General features: G+C 65.7%; 22 protein-coding genes. 7 read left to right on the forward strand and 15 right to left on the reverse strand.

All coding sequences use genetic code 11. From position 1 onward, the window contains the following. Positions 1-62 precede the first annotated feature (62 nt). The 6 genes from J7I79_RS07495 to J7I79_RS07520 form a co-directional block, all read right to left on the reverse strand. A complete protein-coding gene (locus J7I79_RS07495; protein ID WP_214951886.1) occupies positions 63-881 on the reverse strand; it encodes an HAD family hydrolase in 819 nt (272 codons plus the stop codon). A gap of 73 nt (positions 882-954) precedes the next feature. After that, on the reverse strand, positions 955-1,464 hold the full coding sequence (locus J7I79_RS07500; RefSeq protein WP_214951888.1) for a YbhB/YbcL family Raf kinase inhibitor-like protein: 510 nt from the start codon (positions 1,462-1,464) through the stop codon (positions 955-957). Between the two features lie 10 nt (positions 1,465-1,474). Beyond that, positions 1,475-2,494, reverse strand: coding sequence for a carbohydrate kinase (locus J7I79_RS07505; protein WP_251042491.1), 1,020 nt, complete (start codon positions 2,492-2,494; stop codon positions 1,475-1,477). Between the two features lie 2 nt (positions 2,495-2,496). Beyond that, positions 2,497-3,921: a rhodanese-like domain-containing protein gene (locus J7I79_RS07510; protein WP_214951893.1), complete on the reverse strand. Its 1,425-nt coding sequence runs from the start codon at positions 3,919-3,921 to the stop codon at positions 2,497-2,499. Between the two features lie 89 nt (positions 3,922-4,010). Further along, positions 4,011-5,366 (reverse strand): Na+/H+ antiporter NhaA, encoded by a 1,356-nt coding sequence (gene nhaA / locus J7I79_RS07515; RefSeq protein WP_214951895.1) that lies wholly within the window; start codon positions 5,364-5,366, stop codon positions 4,011-4,013. Between the two features lie 82 nt (positions 5,367-5,448). Beyond that, positions 5,449-6,246, reverse strand: a complete 798-nt coding sequence (locus J7I79_RS07520) for an alpha/beta hydrolase (protein ID WP_214951897.1) — start codon at positions 6,244-6,246, stop codon at positions 5,449-5,451. Positions 6,247-6,504: 258 nt separating this feature from the next. On the opposite strand from J7I79_RS07520, the gene J7I79_RS07525 reads away from it, so the two are divergent. The 4 genes from J7I79_RS07525 (at position 6,505) to J7I79_RS07540 (ending at position 10,606) form a co-directional block, all read left to right on the forward strand. After that, entirely contained in the window at positions 6,505-7,611 is a 1,107-nt protein-coding gene (locus tag J7I79_RS07525) for a GTP pyrophosphokinase family protein (RefSeq protein ID WP_214951899.1), read from the forward strand. A 6-nt stretch (positions 7,612-7,617) separates the two neighbouring features. Further along, positions 7,618-9,120: a SulP family inorganic anion transporter gene (locus J7I79_RS07530; RefSeq protein WP_214951901.1), complete on the forward strand. Its 1,503-nt coding sequence runs from the start codon at positions 7,618-7,620 to the stop codon at positions 9,118-9,120. A 147-nt stretch (positions 9,121-9,267) separates the two neighbouring features. Beyond that, the gene (locus tag J7I79_RS07535) at positions 9,268-9,462 is read left to right on the forward strand and encodes a YegP family protein (protein ID WP_214951903.1); all 195 of its coding nucleotides are present in this window, start codon (positions 9,268-9,270) and stop codon (positions 9,460-9,462) included. A gap of 103 nt (positions 9,463-9,565) precedes the next feature. Next, positions 9,566-10,606 (forward strand): bile acid:sodium symporter family protein, encoded by a 1,041-nt coding sequence (locus J7I79_RS07540; protein WP_214951905.1) that lies wholly within the window; start codon positions 9,566-9,568, stop codon positions 10,604-10,606. A gap of 77 nt (positions 10,607-10,683) precedes the next feature. Here J7I79_RS07540 and J7I79_RS07545 read toward each other — a convergent pair whose 3' ends face one another. From J7I79_RS07545 to J7I79_RS24755, 3 genes are all read right to left on the reverse strand, one after another. Next, positions 10,684-11,298, reverse strand: a complete 615-nt coding sequence (locus J7I79_RS07545) for a TetR/AcrR family transcriptional regulator (RefSeq protein ID WP_396020173.1) — start codon at positions 11,296-11,298, stop codon at positions 10,684-10,686. A gap of 91 nt (positions 11,299-11,389) precedes the next feature. Beyond that, on the reverse strand, positions 11,390-12,109 hold the full coding sequence (locus J7I79_RS07550) for a PAS and ANTAR domain-containing protein (RefSeq protein WP_311380536.1): 720 nt from the start codon (positions 12,107-12,109) through the stop codon (positions 11,390-11,392). After that, a complete protein-coding gene (locus tag J7I79_RS24755) occupies positions 12,103-12,549 on the reverse strand; it encodes a DUF1508 domain-containing protein (RefSeq protein WP_311380537.1) in 447 nt (148 codons plus the stop codon). The genes J7I79_RS07550 and J7I79_RS24755 overlap by 7 nt, the downstream gene beginning before the upstream one ends. A gap of 329 nt (positions 12,550-12,878) precedes the next feature. On the opposite strand from J7I79_RS24755, the gene J7I79_RS07560 reads away from it, so the two are divergent. Then, positions 12,879-13,244 (forward strand): helix-turn-helix transcriptional regulator, encoded by a 366-nt coding sequence (locus J7I79_RS07560; RefSeq protein WP_214951907.1) that lies wholly within the window; start codon positions 12,879-12,881, stop codon positions 13,242-13,244. A gap of 135 nt (positions 13,245-13,379) precedes the next feature. Continuing rightward, a complete protein-coding gene (locus J7I79_RS07565) occupies positions 13,380-14,414 on the forward strand; it encodes a LacI family DNA-binding transcriptional regulator (RefSeq protein ID WP_214951910.1) in 1,035 nt (344 codons plus the stop codon). Positions 14,415-14,505: 91 nt separating this feature from the next. Here J7I79_RS07565 and J7I79_RS07570 read toward each other — a convergent pair whose 3' ends face one another. From J7I79_RS07570 to J7I79_RS07595, 6 genes are all read right to left on the reverse strand, one after another. Then, positions 14,506-16,020: an alpha-N-arabinofuranosidase gene (locus J7I79_RS07570; RefSeq protein WP_214952078.1), complete on the reverse strand. Its 1,515-nt coding sequence runs from the start codon at positions 16,018-16,020 to the stop codon at positions 14,506-14,508. A gap of 87 nt (positions 16,021-16,107) precedes the next feature. Continuing rightward, the gene (locus J7I79_RS07575; protein WP_251042531.1) at positions 16,108-16,746 is read right to left on the reverse strand and encodes a YesL family protein; all 639 of its coding nucleotides are present in this window, start codon (positions 16,744-16,746) and stop codon (positions 16,108-16,110) included. Between the two features lie 2 nt (positions 16,747-16,748). Then, complete coding sequence (locus J7I79_RS07580; RefSeq protein WP_311380538.1) at positions 16,749-18,107, reverse strand: arabinan endo-1,5-alpha-L-arabinosidase; 1,359 nt, start codon at positions 18,105-18,107, stop codon at positions 16,749-16,751. Positions 18,108-18,110: 3 nt separating this feature from the next. Next, positions 18,111-19,058, reverse strand: coding sequence for a carbohydrate ABC transporter permease (locus J7I79_RS07585; RefSeq protein ID WP_214951914.1), 948 nt, complete (start codon positions 19,056-19,058; stop codon positions 18,111-18,113). 11 nt (positions 19,059-19,069) lie between these two features. Continuing rightward, on the reverse strand, positions 19,070-19,969 hold the full coding sequence (locus J7I79_RS07590; RefSeq protein WP_214951916.1) for a carbohydrate ABC transporter permease: 900 nt from the start codon (positions 19,967-19,969) through the stop codon (positions 19,070-19,072). Between the two features lie 145 nt (positions 19,970-20,114). Further along, positions 20,115-21,449 carry a sugar ABC transporter substrate-binding protein gene (locus J7I79_RS07595; protein WP_214951918.1) on the reverse strand — a complete coding sequence of 445 codons (1,335 nt, stop codon included), beginning with the start codon at positions 21,447-21,449 and terminating at the stop codon, positions 20,115-20,117. Positions 21,450-21,784: 335 nt separating this feature from the next. On the opposite strand from J7I79_RS07595, the gene J7I79_RS07600 reads away from it, so the two are divergent. Next, positions 21,785-23,230 (forward strand): glycoside hydrolase family 43 protein, encoded by a 1,446-nt coding sequence (locus J7I79_RS07600; protein ID WP_251042493.1) that lies wholly within the window; start codon positions 21,785-21,787, stop codon positions 23,228-23,230. Positions 23,231-23,240: the final 10 nt, after the last annotated feature.

Genomic DNA, 23,240 nt, shown 5'->3' on the forward strand with positions numbered 1-23,240 from the left:
CCGTGCCGAAGGGCTTCCGGCCGCAAAGAAGGGTTGGGACTCAGCCACTGCCGGACGCCCGCCTAGAGGGGCCTGACACCAAGTTCGGCGAGTTTGGCTTCGAGGATCTGGGCCACGCCGTCGTCGTCGAAATGGGGTGCCTGCTGCCCCGCGGCGCGGATGGCCTCCGGGTGGCCGCTGGCCATCGCGTAGCCGTCGCCTGCCCAGCGCAGCATCTCGATATCGTTGGGCATGTCCCCGAATGCCACCACGTCAGCGGCGGCAATCCCCAGGGTGGCGGCGTATTCGGCCAGGGTCACGGCCTTGTTGACGCCCGGCACGGCCAGCTCCAGCATTGCTACGGTGGGCGCCGAGTGGGTGGCCGACGCGAGGTGGGCGACAGCAGGTGAGACCTCGGCGAGGAATTCGTCGGCGGTGCCTTCGCGGACAATTGCCAGGAACTTGACCACGGCGTCGTCCGCTGTAAGCGTGCTGGCCAGGGGAGCCGGGGTGAACTCGGACAGCAGTTCGCTGGAGTCATTTTCGATGAAACCCGGTTCGAGGTGGAATCCGGTGAGCGTTTCCGCGGCAAACAGCGCGGAGGGCCGCAGCTGCTTGATGATGCGGCGCGTTTCGAAGACCGCATCCAAGGCAAGGGCGCGGGCCGAGACCAGGCGGCCTTCCTCAAGGTCCCACACCACGGCGCCGTTGGAGCAGATCACCGTTCCGGTGTGCCCCAGCTGGTCCTCCAGGGGGTGCAGCCAGCGGGGCGGCCGTCCGGTCACGAATACCAGTTCGACGCCGGCATCACGGCAGGCGTGGAAGGCGCGGATGGTACGGTCGCTAATCTTGCCGTCATGCCCGAGGATCGTTCCGTCAATGTCACTTGCTACCAGCCGCATAGTGCCAGTCTACGTGGGGCCGGCGGCGGGTCCGCCCTGGATCCAAGTCCGGCCCTGACGCGCGAGATCGGGCTCAGCGTTCGAAGATGCCCGTGATCGTCCCGCGGCCCAGCACGTGCGGCGCCAGCTTCGGCTCGAGCTTGGCCGGGCTGACACCTGCGTCCAGCCCGAGGTGCTCCACGTCCAAAGCGTAGACCGTGACGACGTAGCGGTGCGGCCCGTGGCCCGGCGGCGCCGCGGCCCCCAGGTAGCCATGGAAACCGCCGTCGTTCTTCAGCTGCAGTGCACCGGCTGGGAGCAGCCGGCCGCCCTCCGCCCCGGCTCCGGCGGGAAGCGAGGTTACGCCGGCGGGGACGTCCAGCACGGCCCAGTGCCAGAATCCGCCGCGGCCCGGGGCATCGGGGTCGAACATGGTGACCGCGTAGCCCTTGGTGCCCTCCGGAGCGCCGCTCCAGCTCAGTTGCGGTGATTCGTCCTTGCCGCCGGCGCGCATCTTGCCGCTGCGCTGGGCGGGCGGCAGCGTTTGGCCGTCGTGAAAGGACTCGCTGCTGACGCGCAGGGAAGGGGAATCGTGGGGATACATCTGCTGCCTTTCAGTTGCTGGTGGAGTCGGCATTCCTCAGGTCGTCTCCGGCGAGCTCCGCGGCATCGCGTTCCAAGCCGTCGCGTTCCAGGTTCTCGAGCTCGAAGTGGTTGAGCTCGGCCCTGGTGGGCGGGTTGGCCCCGGGCCGGGACACCGTTACGGCCGCTGCCCAGGCGGCATGGGCCAGGAGTTCGCGGAGCGATTCGGCGGGGAATTCACGCAGCTCCTTCCGGTTCTGGGCACCGTCCAGGCCCCGGTCCACCAGCCCGGAAATCAACGCGGCCATGAAGGAGTCTCCCGCACCGACGGTGTCTGCCACATCAACCTTGGGGGCAGGGAACTCGGCTTCACCGGCTGCGGTGATGCCCCATGGGCCGGCCGCGCCGCGTGTGACCACCACCAGCGCAGGCCCTTCGGAACCGCCCAGGGAGAGCCACCGGCGGGCCGAATCAAGGACGTCCACGCCGGGGTACAGCCATTCGAGGTCCTCGTCGGAGGCCTTCACCACGTCGGCCAGCGACACGAACTTTTCCGCCTGTCGGCGGGCATAGTCCACGTCGGTGATGATGCTGGGGCGGCAGTTGGGGTCGAAGCTGACGGTGGCGGACGGGTGGGCGTGCTCGACGGCGGCAAGCACCTCGGCGGCGCCCGGCGCCAGCATGGTTGCTATGGAACCGGTGTGCACCAGGGTTGTGCCCTGCAGCATGAACGGCAGCCGGCCGCTGAGCCCGGGGAGTTCCCAGGCGAGGTCGAACGTATAGGTGGCGGCGCCGTCGTCGTCGATCAGGGCGGTGGCCACGCTGGTTGGCAGGGCATCCGGGCCCTGCGGCACCATGACCGAACTGGATTTCAGGTGGGCGGCCACGGACTCGCCGTAGGCGTCGCGTCCGAACCTGCCAATGAACTGCACGGGATGGTCCAGCCGGGCCAGTCCCACCGCCACGTTGAGCGGGCTGCCGCCGACGTGGGCTTCGATTCCCGAGGAGCGTTGGACAACGTCGACCAGGCCTTCGCCAATAACTGTGAGCATGCTCATACTCTGCCAGAGAACGGGGCCGCGCGCGCTCCCGTTTGGGCCTTCTCCGGCTTGGCCTTCTCCCGCTGGACACCGGCCAGCTGGACTCCGGCTGCGTCTGCGTCGCCGAACCTCGCGTCCAGGTGCACTACGTCCCTGCCCGCACGCTGCAGCAGGCTGGCCGCGACTCCGGCCCGGTAACCGGAACCGCAGTGCACCCACAGCCTTCCGGCAGGCACTTCGTCCATCCGGGCCAGGAGCTGGTGCACGGGGACGTTGACTGCTCCGGCCACGTGCGACGCCGTAAACTCGTCCGCGCGCCGAACATCCAGGACCGTGTCGCTCTCGCCGCGGCCCGCCAGCAGGCCGTCCCAGCCCACGCGCGGATAGGAGGCGACGGCGGCATCCGACGCCAACGCCTGCGGTTCGGTTCCGACGGCGGCATCCGGCGAATCGATGCCGATCCGGGAAAGGTCGCGGATGGCTTTTTCGACGTCGTCATGCGATCCCACCAGGGTGAGCTTCCTTTCCCAGGGCAGGACCCAGCCCACGTACGTGGTGAAGTTGGAGCCGCGCCCGTATTCGAAGCTGACGCTGCCTTTGAGGTGGTTGCTGGCGAAGGCCACGCGGCGGCGGAGGTCAACCACCCATTCGCCGTCGTGAAGGCGGCGGGTGAGCTCGGCAGGGTCCACGGACTCCGGGACGGTGAGGTCGGCGGGCCCGGGTCCCTTGGCGTTGCGGGCGCCCATGTGGGCGTAGTAGGACGGATACGCGGAGAGGTTGGCGATGAGTTCCTGGACGAAGTGGTCCTCGTCCGGGTCGGTCAGGGCATGGTTGGCCGTAACTTGCTCGCCCACCGTGGAGGAGGCGGCGCCGGTGGCCGGGCCTGATGAACAGAAGGACCCGAAACCGTGCGTCGGGAAGAGCGCCGCGTCCTGCCGGGCCTCGGCCACGAGCCTGCGCACGGAAGCGTACTGGTCATGGGTCAGGCCCACCGTGTCCGCCTCGGCTACGAGGTCCGTCCGGCCCACCGAGCCGTAGAGCAGGCTGCCGCCCGAGAAGACCGCCTGCTGTTCGCCGTCGTCCACAATGAACGAGAGGTGCGTGTGGGTGTGCCCGGGCGTGGCAACGGCCTTTACCGTCAGGGATCCCACCCGGACAGCCTGGCCGTCGGTGATGGCCTCGCGCTCGAACTGCACCGCATCGGCGGCGTTCACCAGGTACTTCGCAGCATGGGCCTTGGCGAGCTCCGGCCCGCCGGTGATGTAGTCGTTGTGCAGGTGGGTTTCAGCGACATGGGTGATGGTCACGCCCGCTTCCCGGGCGGCAGCCTCCACGCGGTCCGTGTCCCGCTGCGGATCGATGACAAGGCCCACGGTGCCGTCGTGCACCAGGTAGCTCCGGTCCCCCAGCTGCGGGGTATCGATGACAATGACGTCCATGGCATCCTCCTCGGCGGGGCGCGGCGGCTTTCCGGCCACACCCAACAGCATACCCCTAGGGGTATGTTGTTTCAAGGGATCCGGGATGGTCAGCCGCGGGTTTCCTGCTGATAGACGTCCGGGATGCCGTCCTGGTCCGAGTCGATTTTTTCCAGTTCCTCGGCCCGGCGGTACTGGCGGTTCCGGGTCCGCAGCACCACGGTAGCCAGAACAGCGGCGACAAGTGACGCCGCCAGGATGCCCACCTTCGCGTGGTCGTCATGCAGGCTGCCGTGGCCGAAGCTGAGTTCGGCGACCAGCAGGGACACGGTGAAGCCGATTCCGGCCAGGAGCGAGACTCCAAAGACATCGATCCACTTGAAGGATCCGTCCAGCCGGGCCCTGGTGGCTTTGGTCAGGATCCACGTGGTGCCCATAATGCCGACGGGCTTGCCCAAAACGAGGGCCATGATGATGCCGATGGCCACGGGGTCGGCCAAGGCGGAGCCAAGCCCTTCCCAGCCTCCGACGGCCACGCCGGCGGAGAAGAAGGCAAAGATGGGAACGGCGACTCCGGCGGAGATGGGCCGGAAGCGGTGCTCGAAGATTTCGGCAAGGCCCGGCCCGGCCTCGGTGCCGCCGCTGGCCTTGGACCGAATCACCGGCACGGCGAATCCCAGCAGCACGCCGGCCACGGTGGCATGGATGCCGGATGCGTGCACCAGTGCCCAGGTGGCAATGCCGAGCGGCAGGAGGATGGCCCAGGCAGCCATGAAGTGGGTGCCGAAAAAGCGGCGGTACTTCTGCGCCAGGAAGGTGTAGAGCGCCAGCGGGATGAGGGCGAGCAGCAACGGGGCGGGCTGGATGTCGGTGGAGTAGAAGAACGCGATGATGCTGATGGCAATCAGATCGTCCACCACGGCCAGGGTGAGCAGGAAGATGCGCAGGGCACTGGGCAGGTGCGAGCCGATGATTGCCAGCACAGCCACGGCAAACGCGATGTCCGTGGCCGTGGGGATGGCCCAGCCGCGCAGGGTTTCGGGGCTGTATATGTTCACTGCGGCATAGATCAGGGCCGGGACCAGCACACCGCCGGCGGCGGCCGCCACGGGCACCACCGATTTGCTGAGCTGCCGCAGGTCGCCCGCCACGAATTCGCGCTTGAGTTCCAGGCCCACCAGGAAGAAGAAGATGGCCAGCAGGCCGTCGGCGGCCCAGGCACCCAGGCTGAGGTCGAGGTGCCAGGGTTCGTAGCCGATCCGGAAGTCCCGCAAGGCGAAGTAGCTGCCGGAGAGAGGTGAATTCGCCCAGACCAGGGCGATCACGGCAGCCGCAACCAGTAACGCGCCGCCCACCGTTTCCTTGCGCAGGATCTCGCCGATGCGCAGCGATTCCGCGTAGCTGCCGTAGCCGAGGACGGTGAACCGGGGTTTTGCGGCGGGCGTGGGCGGTGGCGTGTGGCTCATGAGTGTCCTAAACGTTGAGTCGACAAAGTCATGCCGACCAGACTTCCCGGCGCACCTTCGTCCAGTCTAAGGGAACGCCGGCTCAGCCCAGGAGTTCCTGGACCAAATCCCGGCACTTCCGGTAGGCCGGCGCCTTGGGGTCGATCAGGGAGAAGTGGTCGCCCGGCACCTTCAGCAGCTGGACGGGTCCGCCCGCGGCCCTGGCCGCCCGGGCGTAGGATTCGGACTGGCTCGGGGGCACATCTTCGTCGTCGCTGCCGTGGACGGCGTAGACGGGGACCCGCAGCGGGATGGCGCTCATGGGGTCGGAAAATTTGTGGCGCTTCGGGTACTTTCCCGACGACCCGCCCAGCAGGTTGCTGACGGCACCGTTGCTGAGGTTGAGTTTTTCGGCGGCGGCCAGGTTCAGCAGGCCGGCCTGGCTGACCACACCGGTGAGCTGCACAGCGCCGTCATCGTCGTTCTTCCGCTGCAGCTGGCGGTCCGCGTCGGGCGCGCCGAGCTGGCCGAGCCTGGTCCGGCCGGCCGCCCAGACGGCGAGATGCCCGCCGGCCGAGTGGCCCAGGGCCACCACTTTGTCCAGACCGAGCCCGTGGGTCCCGGCGACGTCCCTGAGCTTGTCGATCCCCGCCAGTACGTCCTCGAAGGTGTGCGGCCAGCCGCCGCCGTTGCCGGCGCGCCGGTACTCCAGGTTCCAGGCCGGCATTCCGTGCATGGCAAGGTCCCGGGCCAGCGGCTCGCCCAGCTCGGCGCCGTACTGCGAGCGCCAGTACCCGCCGTGGATCACCACCACCACGCCCCGGGTTCCCAGGGCCTCCGGCAGGAAGAGCTCACCCCACTGGCTGGGGTCACCGCCGTACTGGTACTTGTGCCGCTTCACTGCGTCCTCCTTCGGGCCCGACGGACAGGAAGCGGACAGTGCCCCCGGTGTCACCGCTGCTGCGGCGGGCAACCCCCGTAAAAGCACGGTCCGACGCCGCAGATCAGCCATGTGCCGAGCCTACCTTGGGCGGCTGTCAGCTTGCGCCCGCCACCGTCGCGACGGCGCCTTGCAATCGTTCAAGGGCGCGCCGTTCGACGGCGGTCCGCAGGAGTGTCACCTCGCATGGCTGTCACACGCCACCCGTAAGCTGGAAACATGGCTACCAACTGGGACCGCCTGGACGCAGGCCTGCGCGAGTCCGTGCAGCAAAACGTGGAGCTCTACGAGCGGGTCCGGCCTGCCCTCAAGCTGGTCACGCGCGAAGTACTGCTCACGCTGCGGAGCATGCTCAAGGACACCGAGGTGACACCCCTGTTCGTCACCGGCCGCACCAAATCCGTGGAGTCGTTCAAGGAAAAGATCTCCCGGACGGAAGAGCCGCTGGAACCGGGCGGACCGCCCGTCCTGAAGTTCCCGGACCCGTTCCGGACCCTCAATGACATGGTGGGCGTCCGCGTCATCACCAAGCTTCCGGCGGAGAACGCGGTGGTGGCCAACCTGATCAAGCGCCAGCGCCAGCTGTTTGACTGCCGCGGCGACCGCGAAAAGGACATCGGCTCCATCGAGTCCGGTACCTACGGCTACTCCAGCCGCCACCTGATCCTGCGGACCATCCAGAACGAGGCGGTCAAGGAGTACCAGCAGGTGTTCAACCCGGAGATCCAGCCCAACGGCAGCTACTTTTTTGAGTGCCAGATCCGTACCGTTTTTGCCCACGCCTGGAGCGAGATCGAGCACGATATCCGTTTCAAGGCCGAGGACCCCCGCGCCTGGACTCCCCATTTCGACCGGCAGTTCACCGCCACCGCCGCCATGCTGGAAACCGTGGAGGGCGCGTTCGCGGACCTGCACGAGCGCTACGAGGAAGTCCGCGGCTACTGGGACATGGACGGAGAGGGCGCCGCGCAGCTGACGCCGAACCGGATCCGCGACGTCTGGCGCACGCTCCTGCCGCACGTGGACCGTAAAGTGGATGATGACTGGGGCTGGGCAGCCGAGCTGATGGCGGCCCACGGCCTCAACCAGACCGTACAGCTTGCCGGGCTGCTCAGTGCCAACCGGATCACCGAAGTCCGCAAGGCGCTGGACCACAGGTACTCCCCCGGCCCGGACCGGCTATTGGATGACCTGCTGCTGTGGCAGTACGGCACCAAACACATTGACCTCACCGCGGAGGCGCCCGACGTCGTTCCGCACCCCCGGCGCGACAGCCTCCTCCGGCGGCTGAAGCAGCTCGAGCGCTACCGCCAGACCAAGCCATAGGAACAGATGAAGCCCGAACAACTCCAATCCGTCCGGGCTACGCTCCGTTCCCCGCGCCGCCTGAAGACTGAGGCCCTGGCCGGGCTGGTGGTGGCGCTGGCCCTGATCCCCGAGGCCATTGCGTTCTCCGTCATTGCCGGCGTGGATCCCCGGATTGGGCTGTTCGCGTCCTTCACCATGGCCGTCACCATCTCCTTCGTGGGCGGCCGGCCCGCCATGATCTCCGCCGCCACCGGCGCGGTTGCCCTGGTGATCGCGCCGCTGATGCGGAGCCACGGCCTGGACTACCTAATCGCCGCGGTGATCCTGGCGGGGGTCTTCCAGATCCTGCTGGCGCTCCTGGGCGTCACCAGGCTGATGCGCTTCATTCCGCGCTCGGTGATGGTGGGGTTCGTGAACGCGCTGGCCCTCCTGGTGTTCATGGCGCAGCTGCCGGAGCTGATCAACGTTCCGTGGCTGGTGTATCCGCTCGTGGCGGTCGGCCTGGTGATCGTCGTTGCGCTCCCGCGGCTGACGTCGGCCGTGCCGTCCCCGCTCGTCGCGATCGTCGCTCTCACGCTGTTCGCGGTGCTGGCCAACATCGACGTTCCGGCCGTCCAGGACAAGGGCGAACTCCCCGAAAGCCTGCCCACCTTCTTCATTCCCAATGTGCCCCTGACGTTGGAAACGCTGCAGACCATCGCCCCGTTCGCACTGTCCATGGCACTGGTGGGCCTGCTTGAATCGCTCATGACGGCCAAGCTCGTTGACGACATCACGGACACCCGCTCCAACAAGACCCGCGAATCCTTGGGTCAGGGCGTGGCGAACATCGTCACCGGCTTCCTGGGCGGCATGGGCGGCTGCGCAGTGATCGGCCAGACCATGATCAACGTCAAGGGATCCGGCGCCCGCAGCCGGGTCTCCACGTTCCTCGCCGGCGTCTTCCTGCTGGTCCTGGTGGTGACGCTGGGTGACATTGTGGGCCTGATCCCTATGGCAGCGCTGGTTGCCGTGATGATTTTCGTCTCCGCCATCACCTTCGACTGGCACTCCGTCGCCCCGAAGACGCTCAAGCGGATGCCCAAGTCGGAGACCGCCGTCATGGTCATCACCGTGGGCACCGTGGTGGCCACCCACAACCTGGCGATCGGGGTGGGAGTCGGCGTGCTGGCGGCCATGGCCATGTTCGCCCGGCGGGTTGCCCATTTCGCAACTGTGGAGCGTACGGAGATTGAGCTCAGCGGCGAGACAGTCGCGACCTACACGGTGGACGGGGAGCTGTTCTTCGCCTCCTCCAACGACCTCTACACCCAGTTCGAATATGCCCGCGATTCCGCGCCCACAGTGGACCGCGTCATCGTCGATCTCCACGCCTCGCACCTGTGGGACGCCTCCACCATCGCCGTCCTGGACGCCGTCACCGAGAAATACCGCAGGCACGGCCGCGAAGTGGAGCTGATCGGCCTGAACTCCGCCAGTGTCCAGATGCGCGAAAAACTGGCAGGGAAGCTCAACGCCGGCCACTAGCTGCAGCATTGGCGGCATGCTCCATCCCCCTCCCAAACGACACAATGCGTCTGGTAACTCATGTGACAGGTTTTGTCATCTAGAATTGTTGCGGGAGCAGTTCTGCGGCCTTCTAGCAGGCGCACCACCCTGGGGGAGTGAAACAGCATGGCAGGAAAATTCGAACTTGTCGCCGCTGAAAAAGGCGGCGTACGCATCCGGCTACTCAACGGCGCAGGCAACATCCTGGCCGAATCCGGCGTCTACCGTGACAGCGCAGCAGCCGCGTCCGGCGTCACCGAGATTCGCGAGCACGCGGCCACGGCACATATAGCCGATCACAGCAAAGCTCCGCGGGAATAGCCCAAGGAGTAGTGACTGGGATCCGACAGCAAGGTCCGACATAAATGTCAGACGTCTGTTCATGAATTGGCCGGACTAGCCGCCCGGGTGTGAGCATTATTGGATGCTCGAGGCAACAAAAACCCATGAAAACACGGCGGCCGGCACCGATGCTGATGCCGCGCCGCTCAATCCTGCGCTGGCTGCGGAGGCGAAGATCGCCCGCATTGCGGTGACCGTCTTCCCGATCCTGGTGGTGGTGGCGGGCGTTGCCGGCTTCCTAATGCCCGGCGCCTTCCAACCCATGGGCCCCAGCGTCCCCTACCTGCTCGGCATCATCATGTTCTGCATGGGCCTGACGCTCACCCCTCCGGATTTCGCGTCCGTGGTCAAACGGCCCTGGGCAGTGGTGCTGGGCATCGTGGCCCACTACGTAATCATGCCGGGCGCGGGTTGGCTGATCGCCGTGGCGCTCAACCTGCCGCCGGAACTGGCCGTCGGCCTCATCCTCGTGGGCTGCGCACCGTCCGGAACGGCCTCCAATGTGATGGCGTTCCTGGCCAAGGGGGACGTAGCGCTCTCCGTGGCGGTGGCGTCCGTCTCCACGCTGATCGCTCCCATCGTCACGCCCCTGCTGGTCCTTTTCCTGGCAGGGTCCTTCCTCCAGATCGACGCCGGCGCCATGGTCCTGGATATCGTCAAGACCGTGCTCCTGCCGGTGGTTGCCGGCCTTTTTGCCCGGCTCTTCCTCAAGAAGCTGGTCGCGAAGGTCCTTCCGGCGCTCCCCTGGGCGTCCGCCGTCGTCATCTCCCTGATCGTGGCGATCGTGGTGGCCGGCAGCGCCGGCAAGATTGTGGCTGCCGGCGGCATCGTCTTCCTCGCCGTTGTGCTGCACAACGGCTTTGGCCTCGGCCTCGGCTACCTGGCCGGGAAGGTGGGCCGCCTGGACGACAAAGCGCGCCGGGCGCTGGCCTTCGAAGTGGGCATGCAAAACTCCGGACTGGCCGCCACGTTGGCAACCGCGCACTTCAGCCCGCTGGCCGCGCTGCCCTCGGCGGTATTCTCGCTGTGGCACAACATCTCAGGCGCAATCGTTGCCGCCTGGCTGGCCCGGCGGCCGCTGCGCGACAGTGAAGTTCGCAGCGCCGCAGTCCAGGACTCCTAGCCGCGCAGGACAACGACACCGCCAACGGGCGCCGGGACCTCCCGGCGCTCGTTGGTGTTCCTCAGTAGCGGTATTCGTCAGCCGCGGTGGTGCTCGATGAGCCAGCCGGCCATCTGCTGCGCCCGCTTTGACGCGAGGAAATCCCCCTCGGTGGCCGAGATGATGGAACCCTTCATCAGGATGTGCCAGGAGCGCGCGAATTCCTCGGTGCGGTTCAGCCCGGCCTCCTCCGCAAGCGCCTCGATGTGGCCGCGGATCCTGCTCAGGTAGCCGATGCTCGCCTTTCCCAGCGGATGTTCGGGACCCATTTCGAGCAGGACGTTGATGAACGTGCAGGCCTCGAAGTCGTCACGGTGGAACCAGTCGCCAAACACATCGAAGACAGCCAGCAACCGTTCTTCGGGGGTGTTACCGCGCCGGCGGGCTTCCGAGACGATGAGGTCCACGGTCCATACCTGGTCGCGGAGCGCCAGGAAGGCCAGGACAAGGGCATCTTTGGACGGGAAGTGCCGGTAGAACGTTGCTTTGGCCACGCCGGAACGACTGATGAGTTCATTGGTCCCAACATCGCGGATGCCGCGTCGGGAGAACAGCTCATAAGCGGTCGCGAGAATGCGGTCCACTGGGTCGTCACGGCCCGCCATTGCCTGGGCGGGCAACAACGTCGAGCGGTTGGCATCTTCGGCAGTCATCGTAGAAGGAATTTTACATGCGGCGGGAGGGACGCATGATGTTCCTGCACCCTAAACGAAACCCCTGTTCGCCGTGCGGCTTTCCGCAGGGCTACATGGAGCGCTGCGGGCGCCGCCCGTGATGGCGGTTCGTGCCGATAACCCTGGACCGGTGCCGGACAGGGCCGCGGTGGAGGGCCTGAATGAAACCGTCCAGCACGGCGGGGTCCTTGGAGTTGTTGGCCAGGTCCACCAGGTCGGCAGCCGTCCGCGCCAGCTTGACATTGCAGTGCTGGCTGTTGCTGACGAGCAGTTTGAAGGCCTCGTCCGAACCGATGTGCAGGGCGCCCATTAGGATGCCTTTGGCCTGCTCTATAGTGCTGCGGCTGGCGTTGGCCGCCGCAACGGCCGCCCGGGCAAACAGTTCCGACTCGCGCTGCAGGGTCCTCGTGAGGTCAATGACGAAGGCATCAATGTGGCTGGGCCTTCCGCAGTCGTCCAGCACGCCCTCCCCTGTGGTCAGGATCCTGTGCTCCCGCAGGCGGGCGTCGATGAGCCTGTCGTACGTGAAGAAACTGCCTCCGGTGCTGCTCACTTGGGTGAAAGTCTCACGGCTGCGTGTCCGGTCATCCGGATGCTTGTGTGAGAGGAACAGATCGAGGGTTGGCACAATCTCCCCGCGGCTGTAGCCGTGGATCAGGTAGAGCTCCTCGGACCAGTCCAGCTTTCCGCTGGCCACGTCGAAACGGAGCTTCCCGACGATGCAGTCAGACGCAGCAAGGGCACTGGGGTACGCCTGCGGGGCTCTCGGCGCGTCCACGGAAGTCAACACGCACGGAGATCGGCGACGGCGGCTCCCGACCGTATCGTTTGCCGCCACCGAACGAGAATCTGCTGTTTCCGGCTGGCTGCCCGCCCGCCGAGGGCGCGCGCCGCAGAGGAGACGCGGGCCCGCGGGAGCCTGGCGGGATTGAACGATCCGGCCGGAATGGCTTTCCGCTTTTCCGCGAAGTCGCCTCCCGCCGGCGGGTCAGCTGCTAATTCGGCGGACGTTGCGTCCGCGATGCCTTCAGACGTGTCTTCCGTGTCCGGTGCCGGGATTTCGGTGACAAAGCCCATCCCCGCGTACTCGCGAACCTCAGCAATCCCTGCAACGGCGGCGCGCTTGTCCGGGAAGGGCTTGGAGAGCGCCATGACCGTTCCGTCCGGAGCTGTCAGTTGAAATCTGAAGGAAGAATCCGAGTCGGCGAATAGTTCGAACATGCCTGCCATTGAGCCCTCCTGAAACTTGGGATCATGCCACCCCCGGTGACGCCGTTGTCAGCGGAAGCAGCCTGAATCCATCCAAGTGTTGCCGGCCGCCTGTGGACGGCCGGTGCGATTTGATGAATTCATGAAAGTCTGAACTACTACACTCGTCCGCGCAAGGGGTGGCCACTGATTGAAAACACCCCGCTGTCCGGAGACGTCCGGGGGCTACGATGTACATGGACATCGAGCTAAAAGGCGAGAATGCAAGACAGACCTTTCTGTCTGTCCTAGTCTTAAATCGTTGAAACGCCGGCCTGGTGCCGCGCATTGGAGGTAAGGAGGGAGGCCCGATGAAGGACGATCTGCCCGTAGGTCTGGTCCTGAGTGATGTGAAGGCCGAACTTTTTAAGTCCATAGGTCACCCTGCCCGGATCCAGCTCCTGGAGATGCTCGCCGACGGCCCCGTGGCTGTCAGCCGCTTGCGCGACGGCACCGGCCTGGAACCGTCAAATCTGTCCCAGCACCTTGGTGTTCTCCGCCGCCAGCGTCTGGTCATCCCCTCGCGCCAGGACGGCAGGCTGTTCTATGAACTGTCCTGCCCCGAGGTGAGCGGCCTGCTGCTGGCGGCCCGGTCATTGCTGGGCACTGTCCAGCAATCGACACGCCTGACGATGATGCCGCTGGATGAGCCCGCCGCGGAAGCCGCAGTCCGCTAAACCGGACGGATCGCGCTGCGTTATGATGCGAGCAGGCTACTTCCCGGATTGTCGCAGGAACAAGGGGATGCAACGTTGTAAAATTGGAGCAGGCACAACCGTCGCCTCAGGAATTCAGTAAACGGGGGATGCGGCATGGCAGCCACGCTTCACGACGTCGCGCGCGTTGCGGGAGTGTCGTTCAAGACCGTCTCAAACGTCATCAACAACCATCCCCACGTCCGGGACACCACGCGCGCCCGGGTGGAGGAAGCCATCGCCGCGCTGGGCTACCGCCCCAACCTCACGGCGCGCAGCCTGCGCTCCGGACACACCGGGGCGATCACCCTGGCACTCCCCCAGCTGAGCCTGCCGTACTTCGCCGAACTGGCTGATTCGGTCATTGAGGCCGCGGCCAAGCACGGCCTGGTGGTGCTCATCGAACAGACCGGAGCGGACCGTGGCCGCGAGCTTGAAGTGATGGCCAGCCCGCGCCTCAAAATGTCCGACGGACTCATCTTCAGTCCGCTGGAACTGGGCCAGGAGGATGTCGACCTCATCAAGGCCGAGGTCCCCATTGTCCTGCTCGGCGAGCGTGTCTTCAACAGCAAATCGGACCACGTCACCATGCAGAACGTTGCCGCCGCCCGGGCGGCCACGGAGCACCTGCTCAGCCTTGGCCGGACGCGCATCGCGGTGGTGGGCGCGCACCAGGGAGAGGTGATCGGTTCCGCCGGCCTGCGCCTGAGCGGTTACCGCGAGGCGCTGGCGGCCCGGAACATCCCCTACGACGACGGCATTGTGGCCTATGTCCGCGACTGGCACCGTTCCAACGGTGCGGCCGCCATGCATGACCTCCTGGACCGCGGGGCCACGTTCGACGCCGTGTTCGGCCTCAACGACACGCTGGCGCAGGGCGCGGTGCGCGTTCTGCAGGAAGCAGGCTACCGCGTTCCCGACGACGTCGCGGTGATCGGTTTCGATGACCTCGACGAGACCCGGTACTCCCTGCCGACGCTCAGCACCGTGGACCCGGGGCGTGCTGAAATTGCCGAGACGGCCATCAAGCTGCTGATGGAACGTATCAAGAACCCCGACGCCGGGCCGCCCCGGGAAGTCGAATCGGCGTTCCGCATTGTGCCGCGCGAGTCCACGGTGGGCGGCCAGGCACCGCCACGCGTTAGGGATTAGTCCCGGATTAGGGCTTAGTCGCGGAAAGCGCGCAACCGGCCACCCCACGGGGCGGCCGGCCGCGGATGATTCCTGCCAGGGCGGCCAGCCTTTATCCGAGGGCGACGGCGGACCAGGACACGGGCGGAAGCGTCACCGTAAGGACACCCTCCTCCAGGACGGCGCCGGTCAACGCCTTGAGGCCAACCCGGTTCTGGTCGTGGAGCGTGTTCTTCGCGTAGACGTCCTCATCGTGCAGGGTCACAGCCTCGCTGACCGCCGTGGCGTGGAGGTCGGCCACGTTGATGGAGACATCGATCGGGTCGGTCTGGCTGCGGTTCACCAGGAACACCGCCGACAGGCCGGTCTCAGCGTCCGCTGTGGCGACAGCATCCACCAGCGGCGCCTCGCCGTACACCGCGGTCGTATAGGTGCCGGCCTCGATGCGGGGGCGCAGCACTTCGCCGCGGGCCAGACGCGACGTGACGGAGAACGGGAAGAACGTGGTCTGGCGCCAGGCGTCGCCACCGGGTTCGGTCATGATCGGCGCGATCACGTTGACCAGCTGGGCCAGCGAAGCAGACGCCACGCGGTCGTGGTTCTTCAGCAGCGTGATGAGCAGGTTGCCGAACACCACGGCGTCGGCCACGGAGTAGACGTCCTCCAGCTGGCGCGGCGCGTGCACCCATTCCTCATTGACCTCATCGGAGGCCTGGTGCTCGTCCAGGTACCAGATGTTCCATTCATCGAAGGAGAGCTGAATGGTCTTCTTGCTCTTGAGCTTGTGCTTGACGTGGTCGGCAGTGGCCACCACGGTTTCGATGAAGTACTGCATGTCCAGCGAGGAGGCGAGGAAGGAGCCCAGGTCCCCGTTGCGCTCCTGGTAGTAGGCGTGGCAGGAGATGTAGTCCACGTGCTCGTAGCTGTGCTCCAGGACCACACGTTCCCATTCGCCGAAGGTCGGCATGGCGGAGCTGGACGAGCCGCACACCACCAGTTCCAGGTTCTTGTCCGCCGTCTTCATGGCCGACGCCGTGCGGGCGGCGAGCTTGCCGTAGCTGTCCGCGGACATGTGGCCGATCTGCCAGGGCCCGTCCATTTCGTTGCCGAGGCACCACATGCGGATGTTGTAGGGATCCTTGGCGCCGTTGGCGATCCGCAGGTCGCTGAGGGTGGTTCCGGACGGATGATTGGCGTACTCGAGCAGGTCCAGGGCGGCGTCGATTCCCCGGGTGCCGAGGTTCACGGCCATCATCAGTTCGGAGTCCGTGAGCGTGCACCAGCGCGCGAATTCATCGACGCCCACCTGGTTCGTTTCGAGGGAGTGCCAGGCGAGGTCGCGGCGGACCGGCCGCTGGGCGCGGGGGCCCACGCCGTCTTCCCAGCGGTAGCCGGAGACGAAGTTTCCGCCGGGGTAGCGGATGGTGCTGGAGCCCAGCTCCTTGACGAGGTCCACGACGTCCAGCCGGAATCCGTCCTCGTTGGCAGTGGGGTGGCCCGGTTCGTAGATGCCGTCGTACACGCAGCGGCCAAGGTGTTCCACGAAGGAGCCGAAAATGCGGCGGCTGACCGGTGCGACCACGGCCGAGCGGTCGATAGTGATGACGGTGGGCGCCTCGACGGCCATCTCGTCGTTGGAAGAGGTTGCGGTGGGGGTAGTCAAGGGATTCTTTCCTGTTCTGTCTGACGTTTTGTGGGAGTGGAAGTGTGTGGCTTAAGCAGCGGTTTCGAGGGTTCCCAGCCGCCTTCCCACGAGCCAGCCGGAGAGCAGCAGCGGGACGGAGGCGCCAAAGAGCGGCACCAGCACGTTCATCCCGGAGAAGACCACCGTGAGCGCAACGAGGCTGGCCAGCAGGGAGATGCTCATGAGGGGTGAGACGAGCGGCAGCAGAAAGGCCAGCCGCCACGTCCGGTAAACCGTGTCCCGGTACCGGCTGCAGATGGCCACGGCAGTCGCGGCGGCGGCCAGGGTCCCTGCACCCGCAACGGCGGACAGGACAAGCAGCACAGCCTCCACCGCGGGCACGGAACCGCCTGCGGGCCGGCCAAGAACGGAATGCGCATTGACGAAAAGGACGACGCCGGCGAGCCAGAAGACGCTGCCCACGCGGTTGACGTGCAAGAACTGGGCGCGGTAGGCAGTGATGAAATCCCGCACCAGATGGTCACCGGCCGCTCCCGCCCGGAGCCGGGCCAGGACCGTCGTGGCGGCCACGGCGGCCGGAAACAGCCCGAACAGGACGAGCCCGGCAAGCGCTCCGGCCACAAAAAGGATGTTGACCAGCACCAGGCGCGTGCCGAACTGCAGCCACTCCATAAGCCGGCCGGCCCAGCCAATGGGGTTGTCGTTCATGGTCACGCCCTCTTGGTGCCGCACCAGGCGACGCCATGCCGGTCGATCCCGCTAAATGACAGGGCTGCTGCACCGCGGGACCAGTCCCACGAACCGAAAACTACTGCATCCAGGTCCAGATCGTCCGCCAGGAGGCGGACGGCGGCCGGGCCGCCGTCGAACGGTTCATTGCTGTCACTTTCCAGGTCCAGCGGCACTGACTCCACGAGGTCCGTGGAGTCCGGGGCGAACCGGACGACCTGCCACCGGCCGGAAAGCGGCTGCGGTGCGCCCAGGACCTCCCACTCCCGCCCGGCGTACGGCTGGGGCGATACCACCGGCCAGCCCGCGGCGTTGAAGAACAGCCGCCTGAGCTGGAAGATGTGCTGCGAGGGATCCGCCGCGAAGCGGGCGTGGTGGACCAGGAAGTGCTCGTCGCCACCGTCCGGACCGTCCTGGCTAAGGACTGAACTGTGCCCCGGCGCCAGCCAGCCGGCAGCGCCGTCGAACCCGTGGCTTCCCAGGATTTTCGTGCCGATCGAGGCCGGCGGCGCCTCGAGGTCCGTCATGGAGAGTCGGCGGATATCCCGGTAGGGCCCGGTGATGTGATCCGCCACAGCAACGCGCACGTTGTAGCTGCTGAACAGGGAATCGTAAGAGGCGAAGAGCACATACCGGCCCTCCTGTGGCCGGTACATGATGAATGCCCCTTCGAGGGCGCCCTCCACGGACGGGTGCCGGCGGGCGGTGAGCGATCCGAGGTCGCCTTCCAGCAGCGGACGACCCGAGGCCGGGTCCAGCGGCAGAGTGTAGATGCCGGAGAAGAAGGAGCCGTAGGTCAGCCAGGGCGCGCCGTCGGCGTCGAAGGTGACGGCGGCGTCGATCGCGTTCTGCGTGTCCACGCCGGCGCGCGTTGCCACCACGAGCCCGCGGTCCTGCCAGGGGCCGGACGGATGCGGCGCCGTGGCCAGGCCGATGGCCGAGGTGTTGGAACCGAAGGTGGATGCCGAGTAGTACATATGCCATGCGCCGGTTGCCCAGCGGACCACTTCCGGGGCCCACAGGCCACTCGCTCCCGACCAGTCACGGGCGGGGCGGGGAACGCCGTCGAACGCGGTGCCGGCAAAGTGCCAGGTGACCAGGTCCCGGGAGGTGCGGATATGTACGCCGGCTGGAATATCTTCCGAGTTGGCCACGGCGTCGGTGGAAAACATGTAGTAGGTGGCGTCGTCGGCACGCACCACGGTGGGGTCGTGGGCGTGCCGGGCGCCCCAAGTGGACGGCTCGCCGGTGGGGGCCGGTGCCGGCTCTGCAGGCGACGGCGCGACGTACGGCTGTGCGTCCGTCGGCGCTTCCGTCAGGCGGGGGTAGTGGACTGACACGGGTTAACCCTTCGACCCCGAGAGCGCGATGGATTCGATGATCTGGCGCTGAAAGACGATGAAGACGATCAGGACCGGCAGGAGCGCCACGAACGACGCCGCCATGATGAGGGGGTAGTCCGTCTGGATGGCGTACTGGGCGTTGAAATTGGCAATCACCAGCTGGAGCGTCTGCTTCCCCGGCGAGTTCAGGTAGATTATCGGCGCGAGGTAGTCGTTCCACATGGCCATGAACCAGAGGATGAACTGTGCCGCCAGTGCGGGCCGGATGGCTGGCAGGATGAGCGTCCAGAAGATCTGCAGATATGAGGCGCCGTCAATCCTGGCCGCTTCCACGATGGAGTCCGGCACGTTGTTCAGGAACTGGCGCAGGAAGAAGATCATGATGATGTTGCCGAACAGCCCGGGCACGATCAGCGGCAGCAGGGTGTCCACCCAGCCGATGCTGGCGAAGATGGTGAACTGCGGAATCATCAGAGTAGGGAACGGAATCATCAGGCCGGAGAGCAGCCCCAGGAACAGCACGTTCTTGAAGGGCATCCGGAGCTTGGCGAAGGCAAACGCCGCCAGCGCGGAGGTGAGGGAGCCGATGACGGTGACGGAGCACGCGACGACCAGGCTGTTCTGGATGCCACTCAGCAGCGGGCCGGCCGTCCAGATGCGGGCGTAGTTTTCCCACACGAAGGGATCCGGGATCCACTGCGGCGGCAGTTCGAAAACGCCGTCGCGGGTTTTCAGCGATGTGGAGAAGGTCCAGGCGAGCGGGGCGACCATCAGGATTGCCCCGGCCATCAGGATCAGGGTGACCAGGACGTTGCCCAGCTGGAGGCGCCCCTTGACGGAGCGTTGCTTCCCGCCGGGGGCGGCCGCCGTCGGACTGTTTCCGGGACCCGCGGTAATGGCGGCTGAGGGTTCCAGCGGCGGAGTGGTGATGACGTGCTGTGCGGACATGGCTGCCTGCCTCAATCGATCGAAAACTGGTTGCGGCGGTTGAGCCGGAACTGGATGAAGGTGATGATGAATACCAGCAGTCCCAGGACCACGGACATGGCGGAGGCGTAGCCCATCTGGAGGTTGTCGAAGGCCTTTTGCCAGATGTACCAAACGATGGATGCCGACTCGAACTCGGGACCGCCGGTGGGGGTCATGATGTTGATTTCCACAAAGATCTGCGATCCGCCGATGATGCTGGTGACGATGAGGAAGAACGTGACGGGCCGGACCATGGGAATGGTGATGTGCCGGAACTGCTGCCAGGCTGTGGCACCGTCCAGCGCCGCGGCTTCATAGAGGTAGCGCGGCACGGACTGCAGGGCAGCCAGGTAGAGCAGCATGGAATAGCCCAGGCCCTTCCAGACGGCCATGATGATCAGCGCGGGTTTCACCGTTGCCGTGTCCTGGAGCCAGTTGGGGCCGTCGATGCCGATCAGCGACAGGCCCTGGTTGATCAGGCCGAAGTCACCGTTGAAGGCCCACTGCCAGAGGATGGCCACCGCGGCGATGGAGGAAATGACCGGCAGGTAGTACACCGTGCGGAAGAACGTGGTGCCGCGCATCTTGCGGTTCATGGCCAGTGCGAGCGCCAGGGAGATCACCAGGCCCACCGGGATCCCGATCATCATGTAGAGGGTGTTCCACAGTGACTTCAGGAAATAGCGGTCCCCGAACATTTTGGTGTAGTTGTCCAGGCCCTTGAAGACCGGGGCGGAGATGCCGTTCCAGTTGGTGAAGGACGCGTAGACGGAAAAGATCAGCGGGAAGAGCGTGAAGAGGAGGAACCCGATCACCGGTATGGCAACGAAGACAAGCGCGGCCTGGTGTTCCTTCCGGTGGAGCCGCGAACGGCGCATGGTGGTGGTCATCGGGGGATCCTCTGTGATTCGAAATGGGTGGAGAAGTGCCGCGGCGGCACTCCGGCGCAGCCGCGGCACCAGTCTTGGGAACAGGTCCTGGCGACGTGCCCGGGGACGCGCCCTGGGGGCGTGTCCCGCGGACGGCAGGGCGCGGTTAGTTGCCGGCCTGCTGGTTGGCGGAGTCCAGGAATTCCTGCATCCGGGGCTGCGCTTCCTTCAGGTAGTCCTTGGCGGACTGCTTGCCGTCCAGGACAGGCTGGATGTTGGTGAACAGCTCGTCGTACCACTCGGCATTGAACGTGTTGCCGGCCGGCAGTTCCCGGCCGTAGTCCTTGACGATCTCCAGGAACTCCGCCTTGTTGGCCGGCTTGGTGCTGGTGTCCGCGGCCCACGCCTCGGCCATGTCCTTCAGGTTGGGGATCTGGATTCCGGCGTCCACCAGGCTCTGCTGCGCTTCCTTGTTCGCCGTCAGGTACTCCACGAGCTTGGCCGCGTCCTCCGGGAACTTGGAGCTTTCCGCTACCGCGATGCCCAGGGTGCCGGTCCACGTTGCCGACTTGCCGGTCTCACCGGCCGGGTAGGGAATGACGTCCCAGTCGAAGCCGAGCTTCTGGTAGGTGGAGAGGTCCCAGGGGGCAATGGGGAAGAAGCCGATTTCGCCCTTCATCCAGCGCTGGTAGGTGTCCAGGGTCTGGGCCTCCGCCACCGACGGTGTCACGCCGTGGACGTTCTGGAGGTCGGCGAACCATTGCAGGGATTCGGCAAACTCGGGGGTGTCCACGGTGACTTTGGTGCGGTCCTCATTGAGCCAGTCGCCACCGTTGGACCAGACGAACGGCTGCAGGTTCCACTGGACATTGAGGCCGGTCCCCCACTGGTCCAGGGCGCCGTCGCCGTTGGTGTCCGCGGTGAGCTTCTTGGCTGCCGCCACGAACTCGTCAAAGGTGTAGGGCTTGTCCTTGTCCGGCAGCGGGATGCCCGCCTTCTCCAGCATGGTCTTGTTGTAGCCGAACGAGAACGGCCCCACGTCCTTGGGCAGGGCGTAGATGGCACCTTCGCCGACACGCTTGCCGTCATAGCGGTAGCTGTCGACGCCGTACTCCCAGATGTTGTCCAGGTCGATGGTGTCCGAGTTCTCCACGTATTCCGTGATGTCCTTGACGATCCCGTTCTGGACGTACGCCTGCACGTCGCCGGGGCTGATGTAGAACACATCGGGGACCTGCTTGCCGGCAATGGCAGCCTTCAGCTTGGTGGCGTACTGGTCCGCGGTGGTGACGATGATGTCGACGTCGACGCCGTTGTCCTTTTCGAACTGTTCCACCGCCTTCTCGTAGGCCTTCTTTTCATCTTCACCGCCGCGGAACATGAACGTGAGTTTCTTCTCGCCGCCGGCCTCTGGCCCGGCTGGGGCGGAGCATCCGCTGAGCAGGAGGCCGGCCGCGGCGACAAGCGCCAAGGTCGCGGCAATGGGACGTGACTTCATCATCACGTAGTCCTTCCGGGTTGGTGTAACAGGTGGGGCCACGGGAACCCGCTGTAGCGGATCGGCATCCAGGCCGGTTTGATTTGCAACGTTGTAAGAAATATCACACAGCCCGATCGGAAGCGTCAAGGCAGGAGTGAAAATACTTTCGTCCGGACTTTCGTCAGCCATCCGCGCCGGAGGGACCGCTCCGATAGTGATCCCTTGACGCCGTTCCCGGGCCATGCCATATTCATCTTTACAACGTTGCAATTACTGCTGTGCCGGGTGCATCCCCCGCTGCTGCGAAGCACCACGCCAAATATTTCCCTGCAATCGCACTTCGGAAGGAACACGTGATGATGAAGTCACGTCCATGGATAGCACGGGCAGCGGGACTGGTCGCCGCCGTCGGCCTCGCCCTGACAGCCGCCGCCCTGCCGCCCGCCGCCACGGACCACCCGGGCAAGGACTCCGTCCGGCCTGCTGCCGCGGTGGCCGCCACCCAGAAACTGCCGGAAGACCTGCCCGGCGGCAAGACCGTGGTGGGCGAAACCTCGCCGGTCCACGATCCGGCGCTCATCATTGATGACGACGGCACCTGGTACGTCTACTCCACTGGCCTGGTAAACCGCGAAAACGGCGGAACAATCCAAATCTGGTCATCGCACGATGCCGGCACCATGTGGAACTACAGCGGCACGGTCTGGGACAGGATTCCCGCCTGGATCGATGAACACTTTTCGGATGGCGAGCTGCCCGGCAACCTCTGGGCACCTGAGATCCACGAAAATGACGGCACCTACTATCTCTACTACTCGGCATCGCGCTTCGGTGGAAACAATTCGCTGACCGCCCTGGCAACCAACACCACCCTTGACCCGAACGACCCCGATTACGAATGGGTGGATCAGGGGCTCGTGGTGTCCTCGCCGGCCAGCGGCCTGGACCCGAACAATCCCGGCAAGACCTTCAACGCGATCGACGCCGGCATCATCGAGGACGCCGACGGCACCCCGTACATGGCGATCGGATCATTCTGGTACGGAATCTTCCTGGTCCCCATCGAATGGCCCAGCGGCAAGCCGGCGGCGGACTGGCAGTCCAAAACCGTGAACATCGCGGACCGGTTCATGCCCGGCAATCCCGTTGAGGCGCCGTACATCACCAAACACGATGACTACTACTACCTCTTCGTATCCTTTGACTCCTGCTGCCGCGGCGGTGATTCAACGTACAAAGTGGCCGTGGGCCGGTCCAAGTCCGTCAAGGGCCCGTACCTGGACAAGGACGGCCGCGACATGTTCGGCGGCGGCGGATCGGTGGTGCTCGATGCCCACGGTGCGATCACCGGACCGGGCGGCCAGTCGGTCTTTGGCGATTACCTGGCATTCCATTACTACGACGGCTCCAATGAGGCCGTTCCGTACTTCCCCACCCTGGGTGTGCAGAAAATTGACTGGACGGGCGGCTGGCCGGCGTTCAACCAGGGCGTGGAACTGCCCAAAGCAACCAAGCAGCCCAAGGACACGGCGGCCGGAACCGGCAGGAAGGCCAGCTTCAGCGCCACGGCCACCGGCACTCCCGGCCCCGTTGCCGTCTGGGAATCCTCAGCAGACGGCGGAGCCACGTGGCAGCGCGTCGCCCACCAGCCGGTCACCAAGCGGACCGACGATGGCGCCTACAAGTCCACGTTGGAATTCGGCGCGGTGGCATCGGGGCAGGACGGGCAGCTGGTCCGGACCGTCTTCCAAAACGCCCACGGAAAGGTAACGACCGAAACGGCGAGGCTCAGCGTCAGGTAGGCCCACACAA

It is taken from the genome of Arthrobacter sp. ISL-69 (assembly GCF_018613775.1).
Lineage (GTDB): Bacteria > Actinomycetota > Actinomycetes > Actinomycetales > Micrococcaceae > Arthrobacter.